At 44.2% G+C, this 12,442-nt stretch carries 11 protein-coding genes; 3 read left to right on the top strand and 8 right to left on the bottom strand.

All coding sequences use genetic code 11. The features are described 5' to 3' along the window. Positions 1-2: 2 nt before the first annotated feature. Positions 3-1,016, bottom strand: a complete 1,014-nt coding sequence (locus BMW86_RS18360) for a dipeptide epimerase (protein WP_089783170.1) — start codon at positions 1,014-1,016, stop codon at positions 3-5. A 90-nt stretch (positions 1,017-1,106) separates the two neighbouring features. Continuing rightward, positions 1,107-3,011, bottom strand: a complete 1,905-nt coding sequence (dnaK, locus tag BMW86_RS18355; RefSeq protein WP_089783169.1) for a molecular chaperone DnaK — start codon at positions 3,009-3,011, stop codon at positions 1,107-1,109. 179 nt (positions 3,012-3,190) lie between these two features. Between dnaK and BMW86_RS18350 the strand changes: the two genes are divergently transcribed. From BMW86_RS18350 to BMW86_RS18340, 3 genes are all read left to right on the top strand, one after another. Next, positions 3,191-4,531, top strand: a complete 1,341-nt coding sequence (locus BMW86_RS18350) for an OmpA family protein (protein ID WP_089783168.1) — start codon at positions 3,191-3,193, stop codon at positions 4,529-4,531. Positions 4,532-4,605: 74 nt separating this feature from the next. Further along, positions 4,606-5,223, top strand: a complete 618-nt coding sequence (locus BMW86_RS18345) for a porin family protein (protein WP_177189301.1) — start codon at positions 4,606-4,608, stop codon at positions 5,221-5,223. 114 nt (positions 5,224-5,337) lie between these two features. After that, on the top strand, positions 5,338-7,266 hold the full coding sequence (locus BMW86_RS18340; protein WP_089783166.1) for an arginine--tRNA ligase: 1,929 nt from the start codon (positions 5,338-5,340) through the stop codon (positions 7,264-7,266). A 104-nt stretch (positions 7,267-7,370) separates the two neighbouring features. Here BMW86_RS18340 and BMW86_RS18335 read toward each other — a convergent pair whose 3' ends face one another. The 6 genes from BMW86_RS18335 to BMW86_RS18310 form a co-directional block, all read right to left on the bottom strand. Then, a complete protein-coding gene (locus BMW86_RS18335) occupies positions 7,371-8,282 on the bottom strand; it encodes a tetratricopeptide repeat protein (protein WP_089783165.1) in 912 nt (303 codons plus the stop codon). A gap of 47 nt (positions 8,283-8,329) precedes the next feature. Further along, the gene (locus BMW86_RS18330; protein WP_089783164.1) at positions 8,330-8,818 is read right to left on the bottom strand and encodes a cytidine deaminase; all 489 of its coding nucleotides are present in this window, start codon (positions 8,816-8,818) and stop codon (positions 8,330-8,332) included. A 67-nt stretch (positions 8,819-8,885) separates the two neighbouring features. Beyond that, entirely contained in the window at positions 8,886-10,067 is a 1,182-nt protein-coding gene (lepB, locus tag BMW86_RS18325) for a signal peptidase I (protein WP_089783163.1), read from the bottom strand. Between the two features lie 106 nt (positions 10,068-10,173). Then, a complete protein-coding gene (locus BMW86_RS18320; protein WP_089783162.1) occupies positions 10,174-10,392 on the bottom strand; it encodes a hypothetical protein in 219 nt (72 codons plus the stop codon). 94 nt (positions 10,393-10,486) lie between these two features. Further along, on the bottom strand, positions 10,487-11,146 hold the full coding sequence (locus tag BMW86_RS18315) for an alpha/beta fold hydrolase (protein WP_089783161.1): 660 nt from the start codon (positions 11,144-11,146) through the stop codon (positions 10,487-10,489). After that, complete coding sequence (locus BMW86_RS18310) at positions 11,139-12,323, bottom strand: sigma-54-dependent transcriptional regulator (RefSeq protein ID WP_089783160.1); 1,185 nt, start codon at positions 12,321-12,323, stop codon at positions 11,139-11,141. The genes BMW86_RS18315 and BMW86_RS18310 overlap by 8 nt, the downstream gene beginning before the upstream one ends. Positions 12,324-12,442: the final 119 nt, after the last annotated feature.

The raw sequence follows: 12,442 nt of genomic DNA, 5'->3' as shown, positions 1-12,442 counted from the left end.
GTTTATTTTATCAGTATTGCTCCGGTACCGGGCCTGTCTGCATAGATGATCTTTCCATCAATAATCTTTATACCATCTGCTGTATCTTCTGCTAATAATAAAGGGCCGTCCATATCTACATAATCCAGATAAGGAAGCAGGTGTGCAACAGCAGAAGTACCTACAGTACTTTCATTCATGCTGCCGGTCATTACCTGCATACCCAATCGTTTCGCGTGGGTGATCATCCTGCGGGCAGGAGTGATACCACCGCATTTGGTAAGTTTTATGTTGATACCGTGGAAGTAGCCTTTACACTGTGCAACGTCCGATTCTATAATACAGCTTTCATCTGCGATCAGTGGAAGGGCTGACTGTTCGAATACTTTTTTCATACCATCCAGGTCGGCAGCAGGCATTGGCTGTTCGATGAACTCCACTCCCAGTGATACAAAAGCTGTTGCATTACGCAGTGTTTCATCTACGCCCCAGGCACAGTTGGCATCTACACGGAATATAGCATCTGTATGCCGGCGCAGTTCCTTTATAATGGCAATATCGTCTTTTGTACCGAGTTTGATTTTATAAATGGGCCATGGGAATTCTTTTAGTTTACTGACCATGTTCTCTATGGTATCTATCCCGATGGTATAATCTGTTAATGGATTATCAGAGATATCCAGACCCCATACTTCGTATAATTTTTTGTTCAGTGACTTTGCGTAGAGATCATGGGCAGCAAGGTCTAAAGCACATAGTGCGAACAGGTTGTCTTTGAAAAGCGGGTATAGTAATTCCCAGAATTCTTCCGGGGTTGTTAATGGGAGGCTTTCGATGAATGAGCGGTGAGCGTTGATATCTTGCATCAGGCGCGGCACGGTCATGTTGTAATAGGAGTTATCTGCAGTTTCACCTAATCCGGTGAGGCCATTCTGTTCCAGTGCTACAACGAGTAAGGGTTGTACATCTTTGGATTTACGGGAGATGGTAAAAGTATGTTTAAACTTTAATTCAAATGGATGTAATGTCAGTTGCATAATTACAAAATAAGAAGAAAAGCGGGATTGTATAACGCAAAAATGCCGCGAAGGTCATTCGCGGCATTTTGCTTTATACTTTAGTGTATGCTATTTCACTTCTTCAAACTCTGCATCGGTTACACCTTCACTTCCACCGGTATTACCCTGTGGTTGTTCCTGCTGGCCACCGCCACCGTTTGCCTGACCGTCCTGAGTAGCTTTGTACAGCTCTTCAGAAGCAGCGGTCCATGCTGTGTTCAACTCTGTTGTAGCAGCATCTACCTGTGCAATATCCTGTGTTTTATGAGCAGTTCTCAACTTTTCCAGTGCAGCTTCAATCGGTGCTTTTTTATCAGCAGGGATCTTATCGCCATATTCCTTTAACTGTTTTTCAGTCTGGAAGATAAGGCTGTCTGCCTGGTTCATTTTTTCGATCTGATCACGTTGTGCTTTATCTGCAGATTCGTTTGCTTTAGCTTCGGCTTTCATCTTTTCGATTTCTTCCTTGCTAAGACCGCTACCTGCTTCGATACGGATGTTCTGAGTTTTTCCGGTGCCTTTGTCCTTTGCAGTTACGTGCAGGATACCATTGGCATCGATATCGAAGGTTACTTCGATCTGCGGTACACCACGTTGTGCTGGTGGGATATCATTCAGAATGAAGCGACCGAGTGTACGGTTCTGAGAAGCCAAAGGACGTTCGCCCTGCAGTACGTGAATTTCAACGCTAGGCTGGTTATCAGCAGCAGTAGAGTATGTTTCAGACTTCTTGCTTGGAATAGTTGTGTTAGACTCGATCAGTTTAGAGAATACTCCACCCATTGTTTCGATACCGAGAGACAATGGAGTAACGTCCAGTAACAGTACGTCTTTCACTTCACCTGTCAGTACACCACCCTGAATAGCAGCACCTACGGCAACTACTTCATCAGGATTTACGCTTCTGTTGGCTTTTTTGCCAAAGAACTTTTCAACAACTTCCTGGATCTTAGGAATACGGGTAGAACCACCTACCAATATTACTTCATCGATTTCAGATGTATTATAACCAGCATCTTTCAGCGCTTGTCTGCAAGGTCCCAGTGTTCTTTCAACCAGTGCATCGCTCAGTTGTTCGAATTTAGCACGGGTTAATTTCTTTACCAGGTGTTTAGGAACGCCGTCAACAGCAGTGATGTAAGGCAGGTTGATTTCTGTTTCCTGAGAAGAAGACAGTTCAACTTTTGCTTTTTCAGATGCTTCTTTTAAACGCTGCCATGACATTGGGTCTTTGTGCAGGTCTACCGCTTCATCTTTCTTAAACTCATCTGCTAACCAGTCCATGATCACTTTATCGAAGTCATCACCACCTAAGTGAGTATCACCGTTGGTAGATTTTACTTCAAATACGCCTTCTCCGAGGTCCAGGATGGAGATATCGAATGTACCACCACCTAAGTCGAATACAGCTATTTTGCTGTCATGATGTTTTTTATCCAGTCCATAAGCCAGTGCAGCTGCAGTTGGCTCATTGATTATACGACGTACTGTAAGACCTGCGATTTCACCCGCTTCTTTAGTAGCCTGACGCTGAGCATCATTGAAGTAAGCCGGAACAGTGATAACTGCTTCGGTAACTTCCTGGCCCAGGTAATCTTCAGCTGTTTTTTTCATTTTCTGCAGGATCATCGCAGAAATTTCCTGCGGTGTATAGAACCTGCCATCGATATCAATACGTGTAGTATTGTTATCACCACGAACTACTTTATAGCTCACGTGGCTTATTTCACCGGCAACTTCGTCAAAGTGACGACCCATGAAACGTTTCACGGACTGAATGGTGTTCACCGGGTTAGTGATCGCTTGTCTTTTAGCAGGATCACCTACTTTTCTTTCCCCGTTCTTTAAGAACGCCACTACGGAAGGCGTAGTTCTACGGCCTTCGTCATTTGCAATTACTACTGGTTCATTGCCCTCCATAACGGATACGCATGAGTTGGTAGTTCCTAAGTCAATGCCTATTATTTTTCCCATAATGATTAATATTCTCGATTGTAGTTGTAGATAGATTTGTCTTCCTGTGACCAAATGTCAATGATTATGCCAACGGGGGTTGTTATGCAAATATGTCAGTTACATCTGACAGTTCGAACAAATGGCCGGTTACCAGGGTTATACATACACTAGTAATATACACTAACCCCTGATTTATAATGAGAAAGCATTCAATTTTCCACGTTGCCATTGTGCTTATCCTTTTCATACCCCTGTTAAGTAAGGCCCAAACAGGCATTTTCACGGATGGCCCTGGTTACCGGAGATGGTCGGTAGGTATTAATGGCGGTATGCTGGCACCTGTGGCGGTCACGGGCGGTAATAATGATTTTACGAAATGGAAGGCTTCTGCCGGTTATGGCGCTTACATAAAGTGGCAGTTATTACATGCATTAGGCTTTCGTGCTGACTATGTAAGTGGCAAGCTGACAGGCAATAATGACCGTAAACTGGGGAACGGGAGTGTTCCGGACCGGGAGATTAATTCCTTTGATACCAGGTTAAAGTATGCTGCAAGCCTGAGTGCGGTAGTGAATGTAGCTACCATTAACTGGCTGTACCGTCACAATTTTGTGCAGGCTTATTTATCTGCCGGCGGTGGTATAACCGGTTATTCTCCCAGGATTACCAATAAAAGCGGGGTTACTACTGACTATAAGCCCGGCGCTAATAATCTAAAGGAGTTTTTTATCCCGGTAGGTGCGGGCCTCAAGTTTAAGTTATCGCCGGTAGTAAATATTGATCTTGGTTATACTATGTATTATGTGGATGGGGATCAGCTGGATGGTTATAACTATGGCACCAACAACGATAAATATTCCTATGGGTATGCCGGACTGGAAATCAGCCTGGGTAGCAGTAACAAATTCCAGCTGGCCTGGCAGAACCCTGCTAAGGTAATGTATGACGACATGGTAGAACAAAAGGCCAGGTTGAAGCAGGAGCTGGAGACAGTGAATGCCAACAATGTGAGGTTAAGTGCTGATGTAGACAAACTGCTGAGAGATACTGACGGGGATGGGGTCTCCGATTACTTTGATAGATGCCCGAATACAGCGGCAGGTGAGAAAGTAGATGGTTCCGGGTGTGATTTGCCGAAGGATACTACGCCCAGGCAGTTGATTACCAAAATCACTAATAATATTACAGAAGACGACAGAAGGCTGGTACATGAGGCGATAGAAAACCTTGAATTTGAATTTGGTAAGGCGGCTATCAAACCAACCTCTTTCCCTTCCCTGAACGGGGTTGCTAAATTACTCATTACTAAGGGCTTCAGTTTGAAATTAGGCGGTCATACAGATAATGTAGGCAGCGCTGAAAGGAATATGATCGTATCTAAAAACAGGGCAGAATCTGTGAAGCAGTACCTGGTAACACAGGGTGCCAATCCGTCCAGGATAGAGGCCGTAGGTTATGGTGCTGATCAGCCTATAGCCGATAATAAAACAGATGCCGGCAGACAAAAGAACAGACGGGTAGAGTTTACGTTATATTGATTGCCCTCACATGATAAAATTAAATAATGCCTGGTATGAAATTTGATAATACTGGGAAAAAATTATACCCTATCATGAAGAAAATCTTACTTACTGTAGTTATTGCCTCCGGCGCATTATTTACTGCTAAAGCACAAGATGTAACTTTTGGCGTAAAAGGCGGTTTGAATATCGCGAAACTGACCAGCGTTGATGATACCAAAGTTCGCCCTTCTGTATATATCGGAGGTTTGGTAAACATTGCGTTTAATGAAAGTTTATCTATCCAGCCTGAATTACTGTATTCAGGACAAGGTGATAAGTATGATGTAAATAACGTTACAGTCACTGATAAAGTAAACTATATTACTCTGCCAGTGATGATGCAGTACCGTATTGTTCCCGAGTTTTATCTGGAAGCAGGTGGCCAGTTGGGTCTTCTTGTAGCTTCAAAAACAAAAATGGCTAAGGTAACAGTAGATGTAAAAGATCAGACCAGCTCTGCGGATTTTGGTCTTGGTTTTGGTGTAGGCTACCAGTTCCCTATTGGGTTAGGTATCGGTGCCCGGTATATGTTTGGCCTGACTAATACTTATAAAGATAATAGCGGCACCTTTAATGGTACTAACGCTAAGAACTCTGTTGCACAGATAGGTGTGTTCTATACATTCAATCAGGGTTTCCATAAGTCTTCTAAAAAGAAGCATAAATAATTTAATTGGCTGACTAAAAAGCAGTGTCATCAACGTTTTGAGTGACAGTCTGGCTTTTTAGTCGGCCTTTTTGTATACCTTTGCTGTTACTTTTCGCATTAACAGTTATTCAGCATGAGTGTTGTACAAAACATCAGAACGGCTGCAGCCGCAGCCATCAAGGCTCTTTACGAACAGGCAATCCCGGCAAAGGACATTGCGATCAATACCACAAAACCCGAATTTGCAGGTGAATATACCATCCTGGTATTTCCTTTCACCAAATTCAGCAAACTGAAACCCGAAGAAACCGGGGAACAGCTGGGTACTTATCTTACAACTCATTACCCCGACCTGGTAGCGGGATTCAATGTGATCAAAGGTTTTCTTAACCTGGAAATCCGTGAACAATACTGGGCTCAATACTTACAACAGCATTTTAATAACCGCAATATTGGTAAGAAACCAGCTAATGGTAAAAAGATAATGGTAGAGTACTCCTCTCCCAATACTAATAAACCATTACACCTGGGTCACCTGCGTAATAATTTCCTGGGTTATGCTATTGCAGAAATCCTCAAAGCCAATGGTTATGAGGTAATCAAAGCGAACCTGGTGAATGACAGGGGTATTCATATCTGTAAGTCCATGCTGGCCTGGCAGTTGTTTGCTCATGGAGATACGCCGAAATCAAGTGGTATTAAAGGAGATCACCTGGTAGGTGATTATTACGTAAAATTTGAAGGCATCCTGAAAGAACAGGCGGAACCTATCGTAGCCCGCATTCTTAAAAATGACTTCAAGGATATTGAAGGCGTTGATTTGCTGAAGGTAGAGAAACTGGTGAATGCTTTTCATAAACCAGAGGTTCAACAAGATAAGGAGAAGAGCGCCAAACTGCTGGATGATATCAAAGAGGTAGCACGTAAGAGTACTGAGATCATGCAACAGGCGAAGATCATGTTGCAGCAGTGGGAAGCCGGCAATCCGGAAGTAAGGGCTTTGTGGAGTACGATGAACAGCTGGGTGTATGAGGGTTTTGAACAAACCTATACTCGCCTGGGTATCAACTTCGACAAGATGTATTATGAGAGTAATACATACCTGCTTGGGAAAGACCTGGTAGAAGAAGGATTACGTAAAGGCGTATTATTTAAGAAAGAAGATAATTCCGTGTGGATTGATCTGACAGCTGAAGGGCTGGACGAGAAATTACTGCTTCGGGGCGATGGTACTTCTGTATATATGACCCAGGACCTGGGTACTGCCCGTCTTAAATACGATGACTATAAAATGGATCAGAGTATTTATGTGGTAGCGGATGAGCAGAATCATCACTTTAAAGTGTTGCAGCTGATCATGAAGAAACTGCAGGAGCCTAGTGCTGATGGTATCTTCCACCTGTCTTATGGTATGGTGGAATTACCGCATGGACGAATGAAGAGCCGTGAAGGGACTGTTGTTGATGCGGATGACCTGATAGATGAAATGATCTCTGCTTCCGAGCAGCAGACATTGGCTGCCGGGAAAGCCAAAGACTTTAGTGAGGATGAACTGAAAGGACTGTACGAAATGATTGGTATAGGGGCAATGAAGTTTTTCTTATTAAGGGTAGATCCTAAAAAGAAGATGGTATTTGACCCAAAAGAGTCTATAGATCTGCATGGATTTACCAGTACGTTTGTACAGTATGCGCATGCACGTATCAAATCGATTTTACGTGATGTGGAACTGAATACGGATAAGCTGGAAGGGTTCTGTCATAAGGGCAGCCTGCTGCCATTAGAGAAAGCACTGATTGTTTTAACCGAGCAGTTTGATACTGTGCTGGAAGATGCGGAGAAAGAAATGAGTCCTTCGGTGATTGCGAGTTATGCGTTTCAGTTAGCACAGCAGTTTAACTCTTTTTATGCGGAGAAAGTTGAAGGAAAGTATACTTATTCTATACGTGAAGCGGAGTCTCGTGAGAAACAGAAGTTACGTACGCAATTGGCGATGTTGACTGCGAGGACGATTGAGCGGAGTATGAAGTTGTTGGGGATTGATGTTCCGGAGAAGATGTAAGAGATTTCACAAAGCGCCTTCGGCGCTTTGTGGTAAAAAACGGGTCCCCCGCCTACGGCGGGGGACCCGTTTTGATTTAGGGAATGCCTGCGGCGGCCCCCTTTTTAATTAGATATAAGTGCGTTGTCGCAAAGTACTTCACCTTTGGCGGATTCGCCGTTACCGATATATGATTTTCCCAGCATGAAACGTGCGAATGCGTTGGCTGGCTGTAATGACAGTAACCTGTTCCAGTAAATAATGGCTTTACCGTAGTTGTTGCTGCTATAATAGTTATGTGCGAGGGCCTGTAGGGCCTGTGTATCATCAGGGCGCAGGGTAAGGCATGCTTCCAGATGACGGATACCTATCTCTGTTTGTTTGATTTGTAAGTAGGATGTGCCTGTGTTCAGGTGAAAATCTGCATTGGCAGGATAGCCCTTGGCGGCAGCCAGTTCAAAGGCAGTTACCGCTGCGGGGAAGTTTTTAGTGTTGAAATAAAAACCTGCCAGTGTATAGGTGATGCCTGCATCGGCAGGTGTTTCTTTTTGTGCTTCCAGCAATATGGAAATTGCTTTCTTCTGTTGTCCCTGTTTGTAATAACACAATGCTTTCAGGCGTGTCATCTGCGAGACTCCTGCCTGACAGGCCTGTTCTGCATAGTTGAGCGCATCTTCATAGTCCTGCTGTTCGAAGAAGATGTTAGCCAGGGAGCTGAGGGCTTCCGGCTGTGTAGGTGCCTGTTGCAGTACCTGCCGGAACTGTTGTTTGGCGGCAGGTAAATCGTGCATTAATACGTAGACATTACCCAGCTGCAGATAAGCCGCTGTAAACCCGCTGTCCTTCCGGATAGCAGCGCTGAAGCATTGTTCTGCTGCACTGAGACGGCCGGATTTGATGCAAAGCATCCCTTCTTTATACAGTGCTTTGGCCTTATTGCTATATAGTGCATTGACTTTATTGCCCGGAGAGACAAAAGCAGATGGCGTAATAAAAAATGCCTGAAATAGCAGACACAGAATAGGAACTTTTAGCATAGTGGGTTGTCGAGACACCACAATGTAGTTAAATTTTATGTTATATATTATTTCATATCCTCTGAAGAAAACCCGAAGGGCAATAAGTGCCTGGCTGTCTGGATGATATATACGGGGCCGGTCTGGCCGCCCATGATAAGACGAATAGGTTGATGCTGCCTGTTTTCCTGTTCGGAGAGTGATTGCCGGCAGATACCACATGGAGAAATGGGCGCATCACTGCTGCCGTTCAGGTTATGATAGCTGATAGCGATGGTGTCCACAGCAACTCCGGGTTGAATGGAAGAGGCGGCAGACAAGGCTACGCGTTCGGCGCAGATACCTGCAGGGAAAGAGGCATTTTCCTGGTTGGTGCCATGCACAAGTATTCCGTTAGAAAGCTTGATTACAGCGCCTACATTAAACTTTGAATAGGGTGCATATGCCTGTGCGGTTACATTCCTTGCTTCCTGTAACAGATGCAGGTCTTCTGAAGAAAGGGCCGAGCTATCCGGGTAAGAGAGATATTCGAATGAGGAGTATTTGCGTGGGTCCATAAAATAAAAATACGAATTACAAATGATGTAATTCATCATTTGTAATTCGCAGCTACTATTTGTGTAGTTATTTAATTGCTTTGAAGAGGCGGCTCCAGCGGATGCTGCCTTTACCGTAGCTCATCCAGATCAGCCAGGCTTTACCTACTACGTGATCTTCAGGAACGAAGCCCCAGTAACGGGAATCCAGTGAGTTATCACGGTTATCCCCCATCATCCAGTAGTAATTCATTTTGAAAGTATATGAATCAGCTGGTTTGTTGTTGATGTAGATCTGACCATTTTTGATTTCCATTGTATTTTCCTCGTATACACGGATAATGCGGTCATAGATAGCAATATTGTTGCTGTCTATTTTTATGGTAACCCCTTTTTTAGGGATCCAGAGAGGACCGAAGTTGTGTTCTGTCCATTTGTAACGGGCAGTATCGTGCGGAAATACATCCACCAGCATGGAAGCCTGATTTACGTATGGTCTGAGTTCTGTAACAACCGGCCATGATTTAAGCGTAGATGCTGCTTCTGCTGTAAGGTTGTATTTGAATTTGCTTGAATCGTAACGTCCTTCCGGAGAGGGGTCGATATCCAGTTCATCCAGCCTGGAAGAGTTTAACTCATCTCCATTCGTTCTCACCCAGTATTTACGTTCACTTCCCGGAGGGATAGGCGCCTGTTTTCCATCGATAAATACTACACCATCTTTAATGCTGATAGTATCTCCGGCAACAGCCATACAACGTTTTATATAGTTTTCTCTTTTATCTACGGGACGGGATACCACATGATTCTGTTCCCAAACGGTTTCCCTGGTCTGGTAACGGATCAACTGATAGTAGCTCTGTTCCTGTTGTTCCAGGGCTACAGTATCGCCTTCGGGGAAGTTGAACACCACAACATCGTAGCGTTGTACATCTGAAAACCCGGGTAAACGGCGGTATTTCCATTTAACAGCTTCTGAATAGGCTTTTGAATATTTAGTGAAGGGCAGGGTATGGTGTGTAAAAGGAACTGCCAGGGGTGTCATCGGAACACGGGGTCCGTAACTGATCTTGCTAACGAACAGAAAATCGTTCACCAGCAAAGTTTTTTCCATAGATGGGGTAGGAATTGTGTACGCCTCAAAAATAAAAGTGCGTATCAAGGTAGCAGCGATGATTGCGAATATAGCAGCATCAAACCACTCTCTTACGGCAGATTTCTTCTTCTTTGGCTGACCCTCTTTGTTTCTCTTCCAAAAAGCCAGGTTCATTAAGATTTGTTTAAGATATTTTAAAAGAACAAATATAATATTCTACTGTCTACAAGCACATTAATGCCTTGCAAAAGTTTTGCTAAAATAAGTGGATTATATTGATTTAGTCGTTTTTTTTACATCCGAAATAATGGGTAATGGCCCATGTGAGGTGCATGAGCAACTGATTATCCAGGGTAGGCGGTACTGAAAGTGGTTCTGCCACTCCTTCTTTCACGATAAATGGTATCTGATCATTCTTCAGTTGAGCAATGACCAGGTCTTTACTGCTTTTCTTTATAGAAACGCCTACGTTCCCCAGCTTAAGGCGAATTACTCTCATCGTATAGGTTTTTAGTGGCTAACAATGTGGCAACTAAATTAAGGTTAATTAGTAAGACATATTGTAATTATTAATATGATTATCATTCTGATAATCAGGGGAGCAATTCTTTATTGAGGATCTCATTGATCTGTGCTGCGCGGTTATGGACCATAAAATGGCCGCCACCGGCAATGATATGGGTAGGTTTTACATTGCGGACAGGGAAAGGCAGGTCTTTATTGCCATGGATATGGATAAGGGAAGACGGGATAAAGTCGTTTTTCCAATGGATAACAGCGGGGATAGCCCAGCGCATATAGTCGTAGGATGTTTTTTGCATGTAGTCGTTCATCAACTGCCTGTCTTCTTCTGTTTCTATATTCAGGAAGTGTTTTACGATGAAGGTCCTGCGCCCGAAAAGGAGTTTATCAGGGAGCCTGAGGAGGGAAAGCAGGCCCAGTCGCTTTACCCAGCCAAAGTAGCCGGGTTTTTCGCGGGTATGTTTGATACTGCTTACTAAAATGACTTTATCTATTGGGCGCTGGCGGGCAATTTCCAGGCTTATCATGCCTCCGAAGGAGACACCCAGTAAGGATGGGTTATCGTGTTCAATACCTTCTGCCATCCGGGTGGCATAATCTGCAATAGATTCGCCGGGAATGGTAGGTAACCAGTGGAGATGGTGTACGGTGTACCCTTCCGGGAAACGCAGGTATCTGAAAATGCGTTCATCCGAACCCATCCCACTGATGAGGTAAATGTGTTTATGCATTTACCCCTTTCTTATCTCTTACCGGGACTACATAGTCGTATACATCTTCTGCTGTAATCGTTTTGCCGGACAGGATGACCAGTCTTGCTACTACGTTACCCAGTTCGCGGATGTTACCCGACCAGTTGTGCTGTTGCAGTCCTTTCATAGCATCTTTCTCTATGGTTTTGCGGGCCATGCCATACTCCTGGCAGCTGCTTTCCAGGAAATGTTCAACCAGCAGGGGAATATCGTCGCGACGCTCATTCAGAGAAGGAACGTGGATCAATATCACGCTGAGGCGATGGTATAAGTCGAGGCGGAAGTTCTTCTCATCTACCTCTTTCAACAGATCTTTGTTAGTCGCAGCTACTACGCGTACATCCACACTGATCTCCTTATCTCCACCTACGCGGGTGATCTTACCTTCCTGTAAAGCCCGGAGTACTTTAGCCTGAGCGCTGAGGCTCATATCGCCGATTTCGTCCAGGAACAGTGTACCACCGCTGGCCTGTTCGAATTTACCGATACGTTGTTTTACGGCAGATGTGAAGGAACCCTTCTCATGGCCAAACAGTTCGCTTTCAATCAGTTCACTTGGGATAGCGGCACAGTTCACCTCAACGATAGGACCACTGGCACGGCTGCTGCGTTCGTGCAGCCAGCGGGCAACCAGCTCCTTACCTACCCCGTTCTCACCGGTTACCAGTACACGGGCATCGGTAGGCGCTACCTTTTCGATGGTTTCTTTTATTTTGACGATAGGTGCAGAGACTCCTATCATTTCCTGCGTTTTGTTCACCTTACGGCGCAGTGTTTTGGTTTCTGTCACCAATGTAGTCTTATCCATTGCATTACGCAATGTGATAAGCAGGCGGTTCAGGTCCGGGGGTTTGGAGATATAATCGTAGGCCCCTTTCTTTACCGCATCAACAGCGGTATCAATATTACCGTGGCCGGATACCATGATGATAGGAATATCCGGGTTTGTCTCCTTTGCTTTTTCAAGGAATTCAAGCCCGTCCATTTTAGGCATCTTGATATCGCACAGAATAGCATCATACTGCTTTTCCTTAAACATCTTAAATCCTTCTGCACCATCCGCAGCCTCATCTACCTTATAGCCTTCGTAGCTAAGGATCTCGGATAAAGTTTTACGAATACTTTTTTCATCATCAATTATCAGAATGTTGGCCATATCGTTATTTTAGTAAGCAACAGGCAAATTTAGGAGATTTAGTTGATTAGTTTAACATCGATTATTCCATCAAACCGATGAACTAAAGCTACTTTATCACGGTTAATGCGTAATTTCAA

Source organism: Chitinophaga sp. YR573, assembly GCF_900110995.1.
Lineage (GTDB): Bacteria > Bacteroidota > Bacteroidia > Chitinophagales > Chitinophagaceae > Chitinophaga.
Note: the sequence above shows the minus strand (reverse complement) of the source record. Positions and strands in the feature narration are given on the sequence as shown.

Coding starts and splice junctions, on each gene's coding strand:
- BMW86_RS18360 (WP_089783170.1), bottom strand. CDS start 1,016: ATGCAACTGACATTACATCCATTTGAATTAAAGTTTAAACATACTTTT.
- dnaK (WP_089783169.1), bottom strand. CDS start 3,011: ATGGGAAAAATAATAGGCATTGACTTAGGAACTACCAACTCATGCGTA.
- BMW86_RS18350 (WP_089783168.1), top strand. CDS start 3,191: ATGAGAAAGCATTCAATTTTCCACGTTGCCATTGTGCTTATCCTTTTC.
- BMW86_RS18345 (WP_177189301.1), top strand. CDS start 4,606: ATGAAGAAAATCTTACTTACTGTAGTTATTGCCTCCGGCGCATTATTT.
- BMW86_RS18340 (WP_089783166.1), top strand. CDS start 5,338: ATGAGTGTTGTACAAAACATCAGAACGGCTGCAGCCGCAGCCATCAAG.
- BMW86_RS18335 (WP_089783165.1), bottom strand. CDS start 8,282: ATGCTAAAAGTTCCTATTCTGTGTCTGCTATTTCAGGCATTTTTTATT.
- BMW86_RS18330 (WP_089783164.1), bottom strand. CDS start 8,818: ATGGACCCACGCAAATACTCCTCATTCGAATATCTCTCTTACCCGGAT.
- lepB (WP_089783163.1), bottom strand. CDS start 10,067: ATGAACCTGGCTTTTTGGAAGAGAAACAAAGAGGGTCAGCCAAAGAAG.
- BMW86_RS18320 (WP_089783162.1), bottom strand. CDS start 10,392: ATGAGAGTAATTCGCCTTAAGCTGGGGAACGTAGGCGTTTCTATAAAG.
- BMW86_RS18315 (WP_089783161.1), bottom strand. CDS start 11,146: ATGCATAAACACATTTACCTCATCAGTGGGATGGGTTCGGATGAACGC.
- BMW86_RS18310 (WP_089783160.1), bottom strand. CDS start 12,323: ATGGCCAACATTCTGATAATTGATGATGAAAAAAGTATTCGTAAAACT.